Origin of the sequence: uncultured Erythrobacter sp., assembly GCF_947502395.1 — a bacterium.
In the GTDB taxonomy this organism is placed as follows: Bacteria; Pseudomonadota; Alphaproteobacteria; order Sphingomonadales; family Sphingomonadaceae; genus Erythrobacter.
This window is the reverse complement of the sequence record NZ_CANMZM010000001.1, coordinates 959979-977794: the sequence shown is the minus strand read 5'-3', so window position 1 is coordinate 977794 and position 17816 is coordinate 959979. Positions and strand designations below refer to the sequence as shown.

Here is a 17816-nt window from a genome sequence, read left to right as displayed (position 1 = left end):
CGGTTTGAATGTGCGCTCAGCGTTTAGCAGCAAGGCTTTTCGCTCTCAACTGGGGGAGGGCAACTAAGGGCTCAAGTCGATTGGAGCCGAACCTCGGGTAAGCAATCGAGGTCCGGCCGCCCATGGCCATTTCCCCTTGGTTGATGCGCTAGGCCAAGTGTTCAACCACCGCCGCGCCTGACGGGGTTAGCAGCACCTGCAAGCGCGTTGAGTTCGAGGAACTCCTGCCGCCAGAAATTGCTTTGCCGCCCGGCGAGTGTGCCGACATCGTCATGGGTGAAGTCCATCATCATGTCGTCGCCTCGGAGCAATTGGCCATAGGCGGCAACAGCTGCGGCAAAGGCAAAGTCGCCGCGTGGTGCACGAGCTCTGGCAAAGACATCGCTCGTGACAACGCTGTCGATCAGGCGAGAGCTGCTACCATTGGGAAGCTTGTAGCGCAGCTTCACATGCGCGGCCTCGGTGATGCGGTTGGTGGCGGCACGAGCGGGTTGGTCCTCGTAACGGCGCGGGGTGATCCATCCCTTAGTGCCGGTGGGAACGACCTCGTAAATGGCCGTCACCTGGTGACCGGCTCCGATATCGCCAGCATCGACCGCATCATTGTTGAAGTCTTCCTCGCGAAGCGCGCGGTTTTCATATCCGACAAGGCGGTATTGGCTGATGACTGCTGGGTTGAACTCAACCTGGATCTTCACGTCTTTGGCGATGGTGAAGAGGGTGGAGCTCATCTCATCGCCCAGCACTTTCTTGGCTTCCAAAGCGCTGTCGATATAGGCGTAATTGCCGTTACCGTGATTGGCGATCTGCTCCATCAGGGCTTCGTTGTAATTGCCCGTGCCAAAACCAAGCGTAGTGAGAGTGATCCCGCGGTCGCGGTTCTTCTCGATCATTTCTACCAGCGCATCGCGGTCGGACAGGCCGACGTTGAAGTCACCATCGGTGGCAAGGATGACGCGGTTGACACCGCCTTTGATGAAATTGTCCTCGGCAATGTTGTACGCAAGCTCGATACCCGCTCCACCGGCCGTTGAACCCCCAGCATTGAGTTGGTTCAATGCCCGGCGGATCTTGGCGGTGCTGTTCGTGGGCTCCAGCACGAGGCCAGCAGCGCCCGCATAAACGACGATGGAGACACGGTCTTGTTCACCAAGCTCGCTTGCAAGGCCGGCCAAAGCGGTCTTGACCAGCGGAAGCTTGTCAGGGCTCCCCATCGATCCAGACACATCCATCAGGAAAACCAGGTTGGAGGCCGGGCGCTCCTCGCGAGCGATATCATAGCCGCGAAGACCGATGCGCATGAGGTAGGTGTCCTCATTCCACGGGGTAGTGGCGACATCGATGTTGGTTGTGAATGGCGTTTGTCGGCTGCTCGGGCGATCATAATCGTAGCGGAAATAGTTGATCATCTCCTCGGTTCGCACCGCGTCGCGCGGCGGGAGATTGCCTTGGCGCAAGAATCTGCGTGTGTTGGCATAGGCGCCTGTGTCGACATCCACGCTGAAGGTGCTGACCGGCTCGGCGCTGGTGAGCTTGACTGGGGAGACTTCCTCACCGTCATACCGCTCGCGGCTGGGATCGTTTGGCACGACGACAGGCGGAGTGAAATAGGCATCGCTGGCAACTCTGGAGGCAGTGACAGCAATGGACTGGGGTGGAGGCGGTGCGGGCGAGGGGGCCTCCATAACTGCTATATCGGTGGTGGCCTCCGCACTTGAAATCTCGCGCGTTTCAGTGCCCGTACTGCATGCAGCTAGCAATGCGATATGGCCGATGGCCACGCCGCCCAAAATGGCGGCTTTTCGTCCTTGAGACTTATTCTGCGTGAATCGTGTTCCGACACCTTCTAATGGCATTTTTCAGTCCTCCGTTCCCACCAAGGAGAATGCGGATCCAATGCTAGTTGCAAGCCACAAGGCTTTGTAACCTTGCGAATATTCCTCCAGCATTCGACCACCTCCTCCAAGAGGTCAAATCCCTGTTAGCCCCGTACTCAGGAGTCTCACTTCGAAGATGAACCGTGCATGAGTTGCGCCCAGCAACGGCAAATGCAACAGCGAGAGTCCGACGAAATCCGGCCTATCGCGCCTCTGGTGTCGATGCGTCTTCGGCTTCAACCGGCACCACATTTTTACGGAACAGGACCTTGTCCGACTCGTCAAAGCCCAGCTTCCATATGACCCAGAAGTAAGCCGCAAAGATCGCTGGGCCGCCGATAATGATCTCTACCCACTCAGGCGTAAACTCAGTGAAGATGAAGCCAACGATGACGGCCGGAGCCGCCGCCCAGACCAATGCCCAGCGCCAATTGGAAACAGGCGCTTTGAGCAGCGTCTTGAGCACCAAGGATTTGACGAGGCTTGCAACTGCCAGTGCAACGAACAGCGCCGCCGCTGCGCCCGCAGCCTGAAAGCCCTCTGGATAGCCCAGATGCTGAACCAGCAAGATAAAGCCCACGGTGAGCGCACCCTGAAGGGTAATGATGCCCACTGAGATTGCGAGATTGCGTTTCCTGGCAATATAAACCAGCACGCTTTCTGACACGACCGCCATAGACGCGATCACCTCTGCGGAAAGCAGAATGGCAAGCGCACCCGTCCCGCCAACAATATCCGGACCACCGAGGCCCATTACTGCCTCACCGGGAATGGCGAGCGTTAGAGCGATGCCGAACTGGAGCGCGATGATCCAAAAGCCCACCTGTTGCACTTGAAAAGCGATGGCTTCCATATTGCCGGTTTTGAGGTTCTTGGTGATGACCGGTGCAAGGATCGGTTCGAAACTTGTTTTGAGCTTTTGCGGCAAGCTCACCACCTCCTTGGCGAACCAATAGATCCCGACCGTACCAGCGGAGGTGAACTGGCCAAGCAGGAATACGTCCAAAAGGCGAGTGCCCCGCTCGATCACATCTGCGCCAATCAGAGGCACGGCTCGCGAGGTCATCTTGGTGAGATATCGAGGGCGCGGCCGCCACCCCTTCGGCAGGCCATAAGTCTTGAGGAAGGAATAGAGCGCGGTGACGAGGGCGGCGTAAATTGCGGTAAGGAATGCCAATGCAATACCGCCGCTTGCGAGCGCAGGGACAAAGAACAACCCCGCAACGAGGATCGACTTGGTCCATGGCTCGACCACGGCGCGCGCTCTCACGGTCGTGGCGATGTCGTATTTATAGGCTTGGGCTGCGAGTAGAATTTCGGTGAGCGCAAATGCGGGGATCGCTGCGATCATCCACATGTCAAACTCGCTATTGGTGCCACTCGGGAAGATGATTACCGGGAAGGTGATCAACAACAGGCAAGCAAGTCCTGAGAAAAGGAGCGAGACCAGCAACGCATCGAACACAAGGTTGGCGGGCGTGTCTTCCTGATCTTCAACCCCTTCGGTGAGCCGCTGAGCGAGGCCGCGCTTTTCGCCGAGGGAGCAAATGAGCGCAAAGATCTCAATAACTACAAAGGCCGCGGCAAATCGGCCCATTTCATCGACACCGTAGAAACGGAAACCCACAAACAGGAAAGGCAAGCCGCCAAGCAATCGCAGGATAAAGCCTAACGTGTTGGTGCGCCCCCCTTTGGCGAGCGTTGCCATATCGTCCCCGCCCTTATCGTGCGGAAGCGTTTCGGGTGAAGGCGGGGGCGTAAGGCTCACGCAATATCCGCTTGGTCGCCAATGGTCTCAGCGGTCAGGGGGCGAGCAAGCAGCATTGCGACGACATCGCTCGGGGCTTCGCCTTTGAGGATTGCGTTGACCGCTACCACGATTGGCATGGAGATACCGCGATCCTTGGCGAGCTCTGCCAATACGGGCGCAGTGTGCGCGCCCTCAGCAACGGTTGTGCGATCGGCCATGAGGTCTGCAGCCGACTGGCCTTCGCCAAGCGCCTTGCCGAGCGAGAAATTGCGGCTGGAGGTGGAGGAACAGGTCAGCACCAAATCACCAAGCCCGCACAGGCCAGCGAGCGTTTCGGTCTGCGCGCCCAATTCTTCACCAAAACGCAGCATTTCAGCATAGCCCCGCGCAATAACTGATGCGCGCGCGTTTTGACCGAGGCCAAGACCATCTATCACGCCGCAGGCAATCGCGAGGACATTCTTGATCGATCCACCGATTTCAGCGCCGGTCACATCGTCCGAGTAATAGGGCCGAAACGCGAGCCGCGCGACGGCAGGAGAAAGTCTTTCCCATTGCTCGCGACCACCTTCGCAGGCCAAAGTGATGGCCGTAGGCAGACCCGCGGCGACTTCATGCGCAAAGGTTGGGCCGGACAGGACAGCGATTTCGCTGCCCGGAGAAGCCGCACGAGCAACGTCATTCATCAGCCGTCCAGTGCCCGCTTCAATGCCTTTGGAGCACAGCACCAGATCACGCGGAGGTCGGGTGAGACCTTCGAGGACCTTTCCCAAGACCTGCGCGGGCGTAACCGCGAGAACGGTATCGATTGCGGCGAAATCGCTTAAATCGCCGGTGGCTCGGATGTTGTCAGCGAGCTTGGCGCTTGGCAGATATTGCGAATTGCGGTGCTCACTGTTGATTGCGTCGACGACTTCTGGCTCGAAAGCCCAGAGCAGGACTTCGCGTCCATCACTGCTGAGCATTTGGGCAAGCGCAGTGCCCCATGCGCCTGCGCCAATTACGCCGACGATCTCCCGATCACCCTCAGCCTGTCGAAGTGTCATGCCTTTACTCCCGCTCCGCGCACGGCTTCTGCATCCGGGTCAAGCGGCCAACGCGGCCTTGCTTTCAGGTTGAGCGGGTCACCCGCGAAATCTGGATCAATCATAAGCCTCTCGCACCCAGCCCAGGCGATCATCGCCGCGTTATCGGTGCACAGTTTAAAGGGCGGCGCAACGAATTGCATCTGGTGTTGGCTGGCAAGTGATTCCAGCGCGCCGCGCACGGCCTTGTTCGCGGCCACTCCACCCGCGACCACAAGTGCCGGATGCGGGCCGGCATTCCCAAGCGCCTCTTTGAGCCGGTCTATCAAACAATCGACCGCTGCTTGCTGAAAACTTGCCGCAATATCGGCGGCCTTATGCTCGCCGCTCTCATAGGCGCGCAAAACAGCGCTCTTGAGCCCGGCAAAGGAAAAATGTGGCTCCTTGGAGCCTTTGAGAGGGCGGGGAAGGGGAACCGCTTCGGGATCGCCTTCCAGGGCTAGTTTCTCGACCGCCGGCCCTCCGGGATAGCCCAGACCTAGAATCTTTGCGGTCTTGTCAAAGGCTTCGCCCAATGCGTCATCAATAGTGGTGGCAAGGCGGCGGTATTGCCTCACGCCTTCAACGCTCAAAATCTGACAATGCCCGCCGGAAACCAGGAGCAGGAGATAGGGAAAGCCCAGCGCCTCATCGGCAAGCCTTGGCGAGAGCGCGTGGCCTTCCAAATGGTTCACCGCGATCAGGGGTTTGCCCGAAGCCATCGCCAGAGCCTTGCCACTGACAAGGCCCACCATAACGCCGCCGATAAGGCCAGGACCTGCTGTGGCGGCCACCGCATCGACCTGAGCCAACGAAAGCCCAGCGTCTTCCATCACCGCTTCCAGCATGGGCGCGAGCCGTTCTGCGTGTGCGCGGGCGGCGATTTCCGGGACCACTCCGCCATAGGGAGCGTGCTCTTTTTCCTGGCTCGCAATCCGCTCAGCCAGGATGCGCCGGTCAGACGTGACAAGCGCCACTGCGGTCTCGTCGCAGCTGGATTCGATCCCCAAAACTATGTGAGCTTTTGATCCCATCGAGCTTCCATCTAGTCCTTGTGCGAGCTAGAGCAAGCGCGACGGGAGACACTCTTGCTGACACATGGGGCAGATGGCGCGGTAAAACTGCGTCTGGGAACGCGCAATTCACCGCTTGCAATGGCGCAGGCCATCGAAACACGCGAACGTCTTTGCGCAGCACATGGATGGTCTGAAGACGAAGTCGTACTGGTTCCGGTTCTTGCGAGCGGAGACAAGGTTCTCGATCGGCCACTTGCGGAGATTGGTGGCAAGGCCTTGTGGACCAAAGAGTTGGACGTCTGGCTGGCTGAGGGACGCATCGATGTCTCGGTACACTCAGCAAAGGATGTGGAGACGATCCGCCCCGTTGAATTTGGCTTTGGAGCGGTTTTGCCGCGAGCTGATCGGCGCGACAGCCTTGTAGGCGCGGCAAGCATCGCCGACATTCCGCAAGGCGCAGTCGTTGGCACATCGGCTCCGCGCCGGGCTGCGCAGCTTTTGAACCTCAGGCCAGACTGCCAAGTCGTGACTTTCAGAGGCAATGTCGCAACCCGTATCGGCAAGCTTGAGGCGGGAGAGGCAGATGTGACTTTTCTTGCAGCGGCTGGCCTTGAACGCTTGGGCGAGAGTGAGGTTGGCGCACCTCTGGAGGTTGACCAATGGATTCCGGCGGCGGCTCAAGGCGCAATTGTGCTCGAATGCCGCGCTAATGATGGAGCAACCAAGGCCGTGCTTGCTTCAATCGATGATCACGGCACCCGTGCAGAGCTCGAGGCTGAACGTGCGCTTCTTGCTGAGCTTGGGGGGACATGCCATTCACCGGTTGCGGTTTTGTGTCAGCCCGGAGGTGAGGGGCTCACAATGCGTGCAGCGCTGTTCAGTCCAGACGGAAGCGAACGGATTGAGGGCGAGACAATGTTCGATGCGCTTGATCTTGCGCCTGTCAAAGCCCTTGCCAAAGACCTGCTGACCCGTGCGACACCCGGTATCCGGCCGCATTTTGGCGGCGCGGGTTAAGGGCATCTGATGAGCGGCATTATCCTTGTCGTGCGGCCAGAGCCGGGCCTTGGGACAACGCTCGCCGCTGCCAAAGATATGGGGCTGAATACAGTGGGCTATCCGTTGTTTGAGATACGCCCGTGGGAGTGGGACTGCCCTGATCCCGTGACAGTAGACGCGCTGCTTATTGGAAGCGCCAATGCCATTCGCCATGGGGGTGAGGCTTTGACCCGTTTGACTGACAAGCCGGTCTACGCCGTGGGAGAGGCAACCGCAGAAGCGGCTCGTGAAGCGGGTTTCGCTATTGCTTCGATTGGGACAGGCGGATTGCAGAATGTTCTCGACACGGTGCGCTCTGAAACTACGCTCTTACGGCTCGCAGGTGCTGAGCATGTACCCTTGGAGCCGCCTTCCGGGGTCAATCTCGAAACCCGCATCGTGTACAAAGCAGTGTCGCTTGAATTGCCTGAACCTTTGCGCGCCTTGCAGGATTTAGGCCTGACGGTGCTTCTTCATTCCGCCGCCGCCGCTCGCCAATTTGATAATGAAGCGCGCCGTATGGCCCTCCATCGCCAGAGGATCAGCCTTGTCACCATAGGGCCGCGAGTGGCCTCCGCTGCGGGCAAGGGCTGGGCCGATATCCACGTCTCTGACGCCCCAAATGACCGCGCGATGTTGGAATTAGCGCGTTCTGCGTCCATATAGATGTAAACCCGCGTTCCTTCCTTTCGGGTTGGAGGGATCACAAGAACGGGATCGCAAGGCAGATTTTCGATGGACTCAAAATTTGGCAGCCGCAGAAAACCGACCTCGATGGGGCGTTTCTTGCTTGCTGCCGCAGCTTCTTTCGGCGTTGGCGGCGCTTTGGTCGGCTATGTCGTTTGGTACAATTATCAGCCCGATGATCCCGTTGTGGCATCGGCAGAAGGCACTCCAGAACTTCCGTCAGCCGAACCAGTAGAGGGCGAAGCTTCGCCTGCTGCTGGCTCAAGCCCTACCACCACTGTTACCGCGTCCCCCACACCTTTGGCCGAAGCAGTTGCCGCGCTGGAAGAAGGCGATGCGGAAGGAGCGGCGGAAGTCGTTACCCGTGTTGTCGATCAGCAAGGCGGCATCGATCAGCGATTGGCCGCAGCTGAACAGCGCCTCGCGCGGCTCGATCTTCAAGCGCAAGCTGCCGCAGGCAATGCTGCCCGCGCTGAAGGCCTGCTTATCGCATTTGCTACGCGTCGTGCGGTCGAGCGTGGGGCAGAACTGGGTTATCTCGCCGACCAGCTGCGCCTGCGGTTCTCAGACCAATGGCCTAATGCTGTTGCTACCATCATCGGCTTTTCGCGCAATCCCTTGCGCATTGATAACCTTACCGCGCGCCTTGATGGCCTCGGCCCTCAATTGGTTGAGCGCGAAGAAGGCATAAGCTGGGCGCGGATCCGGCGCGAGCTTGGCGAGCTATTCGTGGTTCGCCGCGAGAGCACTCCGTCACCCCAGCCTCAATTGCGATTGGATCGCGCTCGCAGTGCCCTTGAACAAGGCCGTTATCAGAACGCGATCGATGAGATTAAAGGCATGCCAGGTGCGGCCCAAGCCGAAGCATGGATTGCCGATGCGGAACGCTTCAAAGCGGTGATGGAGGCGCTCGAAGTGATTGAGACCGCTGCCGTACTTGACCAAAGTGGGCTTCGCGATGGTGCAGGCAATGTGGTCACACAGCCCAGCCCGATTGATCGCGATGGCGAAGACTAAGCCTTCAACAATTCAGGCAAATCGCCCGACACGCCGCGTGCTTCGTCCATAAAGAAGGTCTTGAGTAAAGGCGTGCGTTGGACCGCTGCCATGCCCAGGCGCCTCACTGCGCTTGCCGCGCCCGTCGGTACACCAAAGAGGCGCGTGAGACCGTCGGTGGCAAGCGCGACCATAAAGCTGTCGAGCCCGCGCCACGTCTCATAACGCTTCAGATTCTCGGTATCGCCTGGATCAAGACCGAGCCTTGCGCCTTCGACCAGAACCTGGACCAATGCGCCGACATCGCGCAGACCAAGGTTCAGCCCTTGGCCAGCGATCGGGTGAATTCCATGCGCCGCATCGCCTATCAGCGCGAGACGCTCGCCGGTGATTTTGGCGGTGTGGTGGAAACCCAGAGGGTAGCTTGAGCGTGCTCCCACGCTGGTGATGTCGCCCAGAACATCGCCCATGCGCTTCTGGACTTCGGCCATAAAGGCCCGGTCACCCAGTTTGACAACACCCTTGCCGTCTTCTTCGGACACGGTCCAAACCAAGGAGGAACGGTACAAGCCATCATCCTGCGTCTTCATCGGCAGCAGCGCGAAGGGCCCTGCGGGGTAGAAGATTTCCCAAGCAACATTGTTGTGTGGCTTGGAATGGGTGAGCCCTGCGATAATCGCGCGATGTTTGTAATCCCATTTGGCGATGGTGATGCCTGCCTGATCGCGCGTGGGGGATTGCCGCCCTTCGGCTGCAATCATCAAACGGCCTTTGAGCTTTCGCCCATCGTCCAGCACCGCAGCCACGCCAAATTCGCTGCGTTGGCGCTCCACTATCTCCGCCTTGGATGCCCAATGGATGAGAGGCTCATCGGCTGCGGCCTCAAACAGAGCAAGCCGCAATCGTCGGTTTGGGAACATGCGACCCAGTGTGCCTTCGTGTGGCTCCGGCGTGAAGTCGAGACGTCCAGGCTTGTTCTGATCGGTCACCGCAATGCTGGCGATGTCGCAAGCAAACGGCTCAAGGTAGTCCGCAATGCCGATATTGGTGAACATATGCCAACTGGCGGTTGAGATCGCGGTAGCGCGGTCGTCAAAGCCTTCCTTGGTGAGCTCAGCCGGGTCTGCGCGGTCAATCACATGGCTGGAGATACCCTGACGGGCCGCTGCCAAGGCCAGCGCCATACCGACTAGGCCGCCCCCTAAAATGAGGAGGTCGCGGGTCTCCCCAGAAGGTGAAGTGTCTGTTGAATCGCTCATCGGGCTCCGTCTAACTCTTCAAGTGGGCCTTGCGAAGACTATTTAGCTCGCTAGGGAATCCAATTGATACACCAACTTTAGTGAGGCAAGCCAAAGACCGTGACAATCGCTGCACCTCCTTTTGCGCGTAACGCATGGTTTCAGGCACTGTTGCTCGCGTTTGCGGCGCTCTTGGTGCTTCCTCAAGGGTTGGCGGCACAAGAGGCCGACGACGAGCGCGCGCTTGCACTCCAGCGGATTGAGCGCACGGGTGATGATCGCATTGCGGTTGATCTTTACGCTGATGGTGCGCCGCGAGCTGGAGAGACGTGGATGCTAGCGCTGCGTTTCACCCCAAGCGCGCCCGAATGGCACGGTTATTGGGCCAATCCGGGTGATGCCGGATTGGGCATGCAATTGGCGCTCGATCTGCCAGAGGGCTGGGAAGCAGGCGAACATCTCTATCCTGTGCCCAAGAGGCTGCTCATCGCCGATCTTATGAACCACATTTACGAGGGCGAGTACGCATTGCTGGTCCCTGTTGCGGTGCCCGCAGACGCGGTGATCGATGGCATTCCCGAAGTCACAGGCATGGTCGAATATCTCGCCTGTACGGATGAGATCTGTGTACCTCAGGGCGCCGTTTTGAGCGCGGGGCAGGGGAGCACACTGGGCAGAGATTTTGCGCGCTGGCGGGCGGAAATCGCTCCTATGCTCGATGCGGCCGCGACGTTCACCATCACCGACCAAACTCTGCGGCTCGCAATCCCGCTTCCTGAAAGCGTCGAATTGTCGGACCCGCATGTCTTCATCGCGAACACGAGGCTCGTCGATTACGCGCCATTCCAAAGCTTTTGGCGCGATGGAGACCTATTGTTGGTCGAAGTTCCCTTAAGCGATTTCGGCTCTGGCGAGGCAGAAACCATCGAGGGCATCCTCTCTTTTGGCGGAGAAGCGGGCGTCCGTTTCGCAGCAGCACCAGGTGAGGTCGCGATTGTCGGCGATCCCCTTGTCACTATGAACAGTGCCGAGGCGCTCACTCCGCCGCTTTGGACGCTCATTTTGGGAGCGCTGGTGGGGGGCTTGATTCTCAACATCATGCCCTGCGTCTTCCCGATCCTTAGCCTAAAGGCGTTGAGCCTTGCGCGGGCCGGGGAGAGCGAAGCGGAGGCCCGTTCTGAGGGACTGGCCTACACCGCCGGTGTGGTTCTCGCCTGCGTGGCGTTGGGCGGGATCATGCTGGCCTTGCGCGCTGCTGGTGAGCAAGTCGGCTGGGCATTCCAATTGCAGAGCCCGAGCGTTGTGATCACGCTTCTCGTGCTCGCGACCGTCATTACCTTGAACTTCGGCGGCATTTTTGAGCTGCCGAGCATCGACACGGGCAATGGGCAGGGACGCAGCGCTTTTGGCACCGGGCTAGTCGCAGCGATCGCTGCGACACCGTGCACCGGACCCTTTATGGCGGCGGCATTGGGCGCGGCGCTCTTACTGCCGACACCGCTGGCACTGCTGCTGTTTGCGATGCTTGGGCTGGGGCTTGCGCTGCCGTTCCTCGCCATTGGCTTTGTCCCCGCGCTGCGGAAGCGACTTCCTAAACCCGGCGCTTGGATGGACACTTTCCGCAAGGCCATGGCGATCCCTATGGGGCTGACCGCTCTGGCGTTGATCTGGCTCACCGCGCAACTTGGTGGACGAGGGTTCGCGCTGTTCGCGCTGGTGGCATTGTTCGGGATTGTGCTTGCGCTTTATGTCGTTGGTCGTTTGCAGAAGGCGGGCAAGATGGCTTGGCCAGCATTCGGGCTGGTCGCTGCACCCTTCCTGATCTTTGGAGCTTTCGCGCTTCCTTCAAGTTATGCTCCGCCATCGCGCGATCTCACTGCATCGCTGCTCGAACCGCAAGCCTTTAGCCAAGAGGTCTTAGCCGAGGCGCGCGCATCGGGTCAGCCGGTCTTCGTATGGTTCACCGCCGATTGGTGCGTCACCTGCAAAGTGAATGAAAGCGTCGCCATTGAACGCGAGTCCACTGCCGAAGCATTCAAAGAAGCTGGCGTTGTGGCAATCGTAGGCGATTGGACGGTTCGCGATGAGGCAATCACGCAGTTCCTCACAGAGCAAGGTGTGGCTGGCGTGCCGCTCTACCTCTGGTACGAGCCGGGATCAGGCGAGCCGGAGCAATTGCCCCAAGTGCTTACCCCCGAAATGCTTAGCGAGCGCGCTTTACGAGACCGGTGACGCGTCCAGATCGGCACCATCATCTTCGCCTTCTTGGGCCTCCAGCAATGCCGCCCCATCTAACAATTCACCCGCGCGGCACGCTTCGATCATCAGTCCGGGCATTGGGCTTGGACCGATCGAGACCATACCTGCGCCGGGCACGGTCAGTGTCAGTTCACGGGGCCCGGCAAGAGGCTCCCAAACCTCATTCAATGCCGGCGATTCCCCCACCCAAAAGCTATCATTCCCTACTTCGGTCGCATCGACCTTTATCCGCCCGATATGACCGTTGCCAACCATCGCCAGCAGCGCTCCAGCGCCTTCGTCAGCGGGTGAATTGCGGGTGATCCGGAGGGTCGGGATGGCCGAAATATCGCAATCGATCGACAGCACGGCCGTTTCTCCCGGAACACCATAGATTAGTCGTCCATCGGTCCGCTGGCTAAGCGCCCACATCGCATCTTCGGTATCAGGCGAGGGCAGGGGATCGGAAGCGAAAGTCTCTGCAGCCTCAGGCATATCGCGCATCATATCCGCATCCGTGGGAGGCGGTTTACAGGCTGCGAGGGGAAGCAGTGAGAGTAGCGCGAGTGTCCTCACGGTTTCCCACCCATCCGCTTGGCTCGTGTCTTGCCGAACCGTGTCTTCCTCGTGCCTGGCTTGCCCTCGTTTGAGCGCCCCACGCGTGGGGCTTTCTTCTGTTCGTCGGGCAGGCCCAACTCGTCATTCTCAAGCCTGCGGATTTCGTCGCGCAGGCGGCCTGCTTCTTCGAACTCAAGATTAGCGGCGGCATCGCGCATGCGTTTCTCAAGGTCTTCAATGTAGCTGCGCAGATTATGGCCGACGAGGTTATTGACCTCATCATCGCCGGTATCGACCGTCACCCCATCCTGCGACGCGGTGTGCGCAACGATATCGGCAATGTCACGCTTGATCGTTTGTGGGGTGATGCCATGCTCTTCGTTGAAGGCGCGCTGCTTCTCGCGGCGACGGTCGGTCTCGGCCATCGCGCGTTCCATGCTGCCGGTGACGCGATCGGCGTAGAGGATGACGCGCCCGTCGACGTTGCGCGCCGCGCGCCCGATGGTTTGAACAAGCGAAGTCTCTGAACGCAGGAAGCCTTCCTTGTCCGCATCCAAGATCGCAACCAAGCCGCATTCGGGGATATCAAGTCCCTCGCGCAGCAAGTTGATGCCGATCAACACATCATACACGCCCATGCGCAGGTCGCGGATAAGCTCGATACGCTCCAACGTCTCGACATCGGAGTGCATGTAGCGGACCTTCACGCCTGCTTCGTGCATAAACTCAGTGAGGTCCTCTGCCATGCGTTTGGTCAGAGTGGTGACGAGTGTGCGATAGCCTTTCTTGGCGGTGGCAAGGCATTCCTGAATGCAATCTTGGACCTGATCTTCAACTGGACGGATTTCGACCGGCGGGTCAATCAGGCCGGTGGGACGGATAACCTGTTCGGCGAACACACCGCCTGTTTGCTCCATCTCCCATGGACCAGGTGTTGCTGAGACAGCCACGGTTTGCGGGCGCATCGCGTCCCATTCGTTGAAACGAAGCGGGCGATTGTCAATGCACGAGGGCAGGCGGAAACCATACTCCGCGAGCGTAATCTTGCGGCGATGGTCTCCCCGCGCCATCGCGCCGATTTGCGGCACGGTCTGGTGGCTTTCATCAACGAAGAGCAGAGCGTTTTCAGGCAAGTACTCGAACAGCGTTGGCGGCGGTTCGCCGGGAAGGCGACCGGTCAGGAAGCGCGAATAGTTCTCGATCCCATTGCATGACCCCGTCGCACCGATCATTTCGAGGTCAAAATGAGTGCGTTGTTCGAGGCGTTGATGCTCCAGGAGCTGACCCTCTGCTTCCAGTTCCTTCAACCGCTCGGCCAGTTCGAATTTGATCGCTTCGGTTGCCTGCTTCATGGTTGGGCCGGGCGTTACATAGTGCGAGTTAGCATACACCCGTACTGTATCCAGCTTCGCTCCGGTCTTGCCGGTTAGCGGGTCAAATTCGGCAATCTCTTCAATATCATCGCCAAAAAAGCTGATGCGCCATGCCATGTCTTCATAGTGGCTGGGGAAGAGCTCCAGATTGTCGCCGCGCACCCGGAAACATCCGCGTGTGAAGGCAGCATCATTGCGCTTGTACTGGAGTGCAACGAGCTTTCGGATCAGCTCGCGTTGATCGACGCTCTCGTCTTTCTTGATGTCAAAGATCATCGCCGAATAGGTTTCGACAGATCCAATACCGTAAAGGCACGAAACCGAGGCAACGATCACCACATCGTCGCGCTCAAGCAGTGCACGCGTGGCCGAGTGCCTCATTCGGTCGATCGCCTCGTTCACCGAGGACTCTTTCTCAATGTAAGTGTCGGAGCGTGGGACGTAGGCTTCGGGTTGGTAATAGTCGTAGTAGGAGACGAAATACTCGACCGCATTCTCTGGAAAGAAGCTTTTCATCTCGCCATACAATTGAGCGGCAAGGATCTTGTTGGGCGCAAGGATCAGGGCAGGACGTTGCAGTTCATTGATGACGCTGGCCATGGTGAAGGTCTTGCCTGACCCGGTCACACCCAGCAGGGTTTGCGTCTGTTCCCCCTCGCGCGTGCCCGCCACAAGCTCTGCAATCGCAGTGGGTTGATCGCCAGCGGGCTCATATTCGGAGACAAGCTTAAACGGCTTGCCCGGCATCGACTTTTCCGGCCTCGCGGGACGGTGCGGAGTGAATTCCTCCCCGGTTTCGGGCTCTTCCAGCCCGCGTCTAATCACCAATTCTGACATGCGAACATATATGGTACATCAGATGGCTGTTGTGAAGCGGTGGCTTGGTCTCTATTCACCCTTTCGCAATGAGGGAGGAACTTTAGAAATGACTACAGCCAAATTCATGGGCGCAGGCGCTCTCGCTTCGGCCTTGGCTCTTGCCGCTTGTGGCGGCGCGCCGGAAGCCGACGCAGACGGTGACGGCACAATCACTCAGGCAGAGGCCGAAGCTGTCCTCGCCAATTCTGACCTGACCATCTCCCCCGGCGAGTGGGAAAACACGGTCGAGTTTGTTGACATCAAATTTGACGAAAGCCAGTTGCCAGAAGAGGCCCGCGGCATGGTTGGGCCGATGCTTGATGCGATGCGCGGGCAGAAGAACACGACCAAATCCTGTGTGACTGAGGAAGAGGCGAAAGAACCTGCGGCTGAAATGTTCTCAGGCAGCGATGCCGCGGACTGCGAATACTCAAAGTTCCAGTTTGCTGGTGGTACCATCGATATGGCGATGACCTGCACTGATCCGAACTCGGGCGTGGCCAAGATCACCAACACCGGCACCTATGATGAAACAAGCTACGCTATGGAAATGGACATCTCCATGGAAGGCTCTGAGATGGGTGCGATGAGCATCAGTGCAAAGAGCAACGGCAAGCGCGTGGGTGACTGCACCGGGTAAACTGGTGCATTGACTGCATTTGAAAAGCGGCTGGGGCGACCTGGCCGCTTTTTCGTCGAGCCGTTGGAGTGAACGGGTACCTCACGAAGCCTTCACTATGCGTTCATTGGCTCAGTGTGTATATGAGAGCCGATGTCCCCGGTTGAACATTTTCTCGCTTCTTCCAAAGCGGCTCTCAATGAGACCGAACTTGCGCGTCGCATTGCATTGGCAACCGGCGATTATTCGGAAGAGGAAAAGGGCAAGCCCAGCCTGTTCAAACTTATGGCTGAGGCGGATTTGCTGATCGAGCCGGCACGACGATTGATCCGAAAGTTTGAAGTACCGCTCGCAGAAAACCCACAAACTGTGATCCTCTTCCCCGGCTTTGGTCATGGCCCGTCGCGGATGCAATATATGGCCGAGCGTTTGGAGGAGGCTGGTCACACGGTCAAAGACTGGGGGCAGGGCCGCAATTGGGGGGTCGCGGAGGAAACTCTGGGAGCTCTTGAAGGTCGCCTTGCCGAGGTTTGCGAGAAGAATGGAGGCTCTGTCGCGCTGGTTGGGTGGAGCCTTGGCGGGCTTTACGCGCGTGAGCTTGCCAAATTGCATCCCGACCTTATCACCAAAGTCATCACCATGGGCTCCCCTTTTTCGGGGAGCCCGCGCAACAATAACATCTGGCGGCTCTATTCTGTGATTGCGGGTCATAGTGTGGATGAGCCGCCGATTGAAACCGATGCTTCGGAAAAGCCCGATGTTGAAACCATCGCTTTCTGGAGTCCGAATGATGGCGCGATTGGCCCTCGTAGCGCTGCGGGTAAGCCGGGTGAACGGGACCACGCGATTGCCCTGCGCTGCACGCATTCCGGCTTTACTTATGATCCCAACGCAATCCTTGCGGTTCTGGCTGAACTCGACCGGCAAAATGACTGATTTGCACCTCTTTTTGCGAATACCGAAAGACGCGCTTTTCTTTTAGAGTTCGAGCGTTACATTGCCATTCTGCACTTGTGATAAGCGTGTGGGGACAGATGGCTGGTGGCGCTTCGCCCGATGGATCGGGCAATTTTGATGAGATGACCGATGGAGCGGGAGATGTGCGTCCCGCTTACGCCGCCTATGGCCAATGGTATGAAGGACAAGAAGCCTCCTACCTAAAGCGCAAAAACTCCGAAGCAGACGAGAGCTTTCGCCGAACGGGCATCACTTTCAATGTCTATGGCGAAGATGAGGCCGAGGAACGCCTGATCCCTTTCGACATGGTGCCGCGCATTATCACAGCGGGCGAATGGCGCAGGCTCGCTCGTGGGATCGAACAGCGGGTGCGTGCGCTCAATGCCTTCCTCTACGACCTCTATCATCGGCAGGAGATCGTGCGCTCTGGCCGACTTCCGGAGCGTCTGCTTCGAGACAATGCCGCATGGCTCCCGAATATGGTTGGTCATACGCCACCGGGAGGCATCTACACCCATATTGTCGGCATCGATTTGGTCCGCACAGGACCCGATGAGTGGTTTGTTCTTGAGGACAATGCCCGCACACCTTCGGGCGTGTCTTACATGCTCGAAAATCGCGAGACGATGATGGCGATGTTCCCGGACCTGTTCAGTCAGGTCGGGGTCGAACCGGTCTCGAATTACCCACGCCGTCTGGCTCGCTCTCTCGCGGCTTGTGCTCCGCCGCAATTTGACGCGAGCGGAGGGCGCGAACCCACTGTCGCTGTCCTGACCCCGGGTATCTACAATTCCGCTTATTATGAGCATGCCTTCCTTGCCGACCAAATGGGGGCCGAGCTGGTCGAAGGCAGCGACCTTCGAGTGATCGACGGCAAGGTGCAGATGCGCACAACGCGCGGGTTTGAGCCGGTGGATGTGATCTACCGCCGGGTGGACGATGAATATCTCGACCCGCTGACATTCCATCCGGATAGCGTACTCGGAGTGCCCGGCATAATGGATGTCTATCGCGCGGGCGGGGTAACTATCGCCAATGCGCCGGGAACGGGTATTTCTGACGATAAGGCGATCTATTCTTTCATGCCGGAGATCGTCGAGTTCTACACCGGTGAGAAACCACTTTTGCCTAATGTAAAGACGTGGCGTTGTGCGGACAGCGATAGCCTCGCCTATGTGCTCGACAATCTCGATGAGTTGGTAGTGAAAGAAGTCCACGGGTCTGGCGGATACGGTATGCTGATCGGGCCAACCGCGACCAAGAAGGAAATCAAAGCTTTCCGCGCAAAGCTTGAGGCTAAGCCGGAAAACTACATTGCCCAGCCAACTCTCTCATTGTCGACCTGCCCGATTTACACCCGCGCAGGCCTGGCCCCGCGCCATGTCGACTTGCGACCCTATGTGCTGGTCTCACCAGATGGCGTCGACATCACTCCGGGTGGGCTTAGCCGTGTCGCTCTCAAACCGGGTTCGCTCGTGGTCAACTCCTCACAAGGGGGCGGCACAAAAGATACTTGGGTGCTGAAAGACTGATGGGGGGACGCACGC

14 protein-coding genes are annotated in these 17816 nt (G+C 58.7%); 7 read left to right on the top strand and 7 right to left on the bottom strand.

Features of this window, described 5'->3' with window-relative positions; all coding sequences use genetic code 11:
• Nucleotides 1–161: 161 nt before the first annotated feature.
• The 4 genes from Q0778_RS04765 to tsaD form a co-directional block, all read right to left on the bottom strand.
• Complete coding sequence (locus tag Q0778_RS04765) at nucleotides 162–1856, bottom strand: von Willebrand factor type A domain-containing protein (protein WP_298334397.1); 1695 nt, start codon at nucleotides 1854–1856, stop codon at nucleotides 162–164.
• A 223-nt stretch (nucleotides 1857–2079) separates the two neighbouring features.
• On the bottom strand, nucleotides 2080–3585 hold the full coding sequence (locus tag Q0778_RS04760) for an oligosaccharide flippase family protein (protein WP_298334880.1): 1506 nt from the start codon (nucleotides 3583–3585) through the stop codon (nucleotides 2080–2082).
• 56 nt (nucleotides 3586–3641) lie between these two features.
• A complete protein-coding gene (locus Q0778_RS04755; protein WP_298334394.1) occupies nucleotides 3642–4673 on the bottom strand; it encodes an NAD(P)H-dependent glycerol-3-phosphate dehydrogenase in 1032 nt (343 codons plus the stop codon).
• Nucleotides 4670–5725, bottom strand: coding sequence for a tRNA (adenosine(37)-N6)-threonylcarbamoyltransferase complex transferase subunit TsaD (gene tsaD / locus Q0778_RS04750; RefSeq protein WP_298334392.1), 1056 nt, complete (start codon nucleotides 5723–5725; stop codon nucleotides 4670–4672). Before tsaD ends, Q0778_RS04755 begins: the two co-directional genes overlap by 4 nt.
• Nucleotides 5726–5812: 87 nt before the next feature.
• Between tsaD and hemC the strand changes: the two genes are divergently transcribed.
• From hemC to Q0778_RS04735, 3 genes are all read left to right on the top strand, one after another.
• Nucleotides 5813–6724, top strand: coding sequence for a hydroxymethylbilane synthase (hemC, locus tag Q0778_RS04745; protein WP_298334878.1), 912 nt, complete (start codon nucleotides 5813–5815; stop codon nucleotides 6722–6724).
• 9 nt (nucleotides 6725–6733) lie between these two features.
• Nucleotides 6734–7411 (top strand): uroporphyrinogen-III synthase, encoded by a 678-nt coding sequence (locus Q0778_RS04740; RefSeq protein WP_298334390.1) that lies wholly within the window; start codon nucleotides 6734–6736, stop codon nucleotides 7409–7411.
• A gap of 69 nt (nucleotides 7412–7480) precedes the next feature.
• A complete protein-coding gene (locus tag Q0778_RS04735; RefSeq protein ID WP_298303788.1) occupies nucleotides 7481–8449 on the top strand; it encodes a hypothetical protein in 969 nt (322 codons plus the stop codon).
• On the opposite strand, the gene Q0778_RS04730 is transcribed toward Q0778_RS04735, so the two are convergent.
• Nucleotides 8446–9687 (bottom strand): FAD-dependent monooxygenase, encoded by a 1242-nt coding sequence (locus Q0778_RS04730; protein ID WP_298334388.1) that lies wholly within the window; start codon nucleotides 9685–9687, stop codon nucleotides 8446–8448. The two genes, Q0778_RS04735 and Q0778_RS04730, sit on opposite strands and share 4 nt — an antisense overlap.
• Before the next feature lie 99 nt (nucleotides 9688–9786).
• On the opposite strand from Q0778_RS04730, the gene Q0778_RS04725 reads away from it, so the two are divergent.
• The gene (locus Q0778_RS04725) at nucleotides 9787–11898 is read left to right on the top strand and encodes a thioredoxin family protein (RefSeq protein ID WP_298334386.1); all 2112 of its coding nucleotides are present in this window, start codon (nucleotides 9787–9789) and stop codon (nucleotides 11896–11898) included.
• Here the strand turns inward: Q0778_RS04725 and Q0778_RS04720 are convergent.
• Nucleotides 11884–12411, bottom strand: coding sequence for a hypothetical protein (locus Q0778_RS04720; RefSeq protein ID WP_298334384.1), 528 nt, complete (start codon nucleotides 12409–12411; stop codon nucleotides 11884–11886). The genes Q0778_RS04725 and Q0778_RS04720 overlap by 15 nt on opposite strands.
• A 65-nt stretch (nucleotides 12412–12476) precedes the next feature.
• Nucleotides 12477–14672: an excinuclease ABC subunit UvrB gene (gene uvrB / locus Q0778_RS04715; RefSeq protein WP_298334382.1), complete on the bottom strand. Its 2196-nt coding sequence runs from the start codon at nucleotides 14670–14672 to the stop codon at nucleotides 12477–12479.
• 88 nt (nucleotides 14673–14760) lie between these two features.
• On the opposite strand from uvrB, the gene Q0778_RS04710 reads away from it, so the two are divergent.
• From Q0778_RS04710 to Q0778_RS04700, 3 genes are all read left to right on the top strand, one after another.
• Nucleotides 14761–15333 (top strand): DUF3617 domain-containing protein, encoded by a 573-nt coding sequence (locus Q0778_RS04710; protein WP_298303799.1) that lies wholly within the window; start codon nucleotides 14761–14763, stop codon nucleotides 15331–15333.
• 132 nt (nucleotides 15334–15465) lie between these two features.
• Nucleotides 15466–16248 carry an alpha/beta fold hydrolase gene (locus Q0778_RS04705; RefSeq protein WP_298303801.1) on the top strand — a complete coding sequence of 261 codons (783 nt, stop codon included), beginning with the start codon at nucleotides 15466–15468 and terminating at the stop codon, nucleotides 16246–16248.
• A 98-nt stretch (nucleotides 16249–16346) separates the two neighbouring features.
• On the top strand, nucleotides 16347–17801 hold the full coding sequence (locus Q0778_RS04700) for a circularly permuted type 2 ATP-grasp protein (RefSeq protein WP_298334380.1): 1455 nt from the start codon (nucleotides 16347–16349) through the stop codon (nucleotides 17799–17801).
• Nucleotides 17802–17816: the final 15 nt, after the last annotated feature.

What these genes read in the sequence shown, in the direction of transcription:
- Q0778_RS04765 (WP_298334397.1), bottom strand. Translation starts at nt 1,856, where the DNA reads ATGCCATTAGAAGGTGTCGGAACACGATTCACGCAGAATAAGTCTCAA.
- Q0778_RS04760 (WP_298334880.1), bottom strand. Translation starts at nt 3,585, where the DNA reads ATGGCAACGCTCGCCAAAGGGGGGCGCACCAACACGTTAGGCTTTATC.
- Q0778_RS04755 (WP_298334394.1), bottom strand. Translation starts at nt 4,673, where the DNA reads ATGACACTTCGACAGGCTGAGGGTGATCGGGAGATCGTCGGCGTAATT.
- tsaD (WP_298334392.1), bottom strand. Translation starts at nt 5,725, where the DNA reads ATGGGATCAAAAGCTCACATAGTTTTGGGGATCGAATCCAGCTGCGAC.
- Q0778_RS04740 (WP_298334390.1), top strand. Translation starts at nt 6,734, where the DNA reads ATGAGCGGCATTATCCTTGTCGTGCGGCCAGAGCCGGGCCTTGGGACA.
- Q0778_RS04735 (WP_298303788.1), top strand. Translation starts at nt 7,481, where the DNA reads ATGGACTCAAAATTTGGCAGCCGCAGAAAACCGACCTCGATGGGGCGT.
- Q0778_RS04730 (WP_298334388.1), bottom strand. Translation starts at nt 9,687, where the DNA reads ATGAGCGATTCAACAGACACTTCACCTTCTGGGGAGACCCGCGACCTC.
- Q0778_RS04720 (WP_298334384.1), bottom strand. Translation starts at nt 12,411, where the DNA reads ATGATGCGCGATATGCCTGAGGCTGCAGAGACTTTCGCTTCCGATCCC.
- uvrB (WP_298334382.1), bottom strand. Translation starts at nt 14,672, where the DNA reads ATGTCAGAATTGGTGATTAGACGCGGGCTGGAAGAGCCCGAAACCGGG.
- Q0778_RS04710 (WP_298303799.1), top strand. Translation starts at nt 14,761, where the DNA reads ATGACTACAGCCAAATTCATGGGCGCAGGCGCTCTCGCTTCGGCCTTG.
- Q0778_RS04705 (WP_298303801.1), top strand. Translation starts at nt 15,466, where the DNA reads ATGTCCCCGGTTGAACATTTTCTCGCTTCTTCCAAAGCGGCTCTCAAT.
- Q0778_RS04700 (WP_298334380.1), top strand. Translation starts at nt 16,347, where the DNA reads ATGGCTGGTGGCGCTTCGCCCGATGGATCGGGCAATTTTGATGAGATG.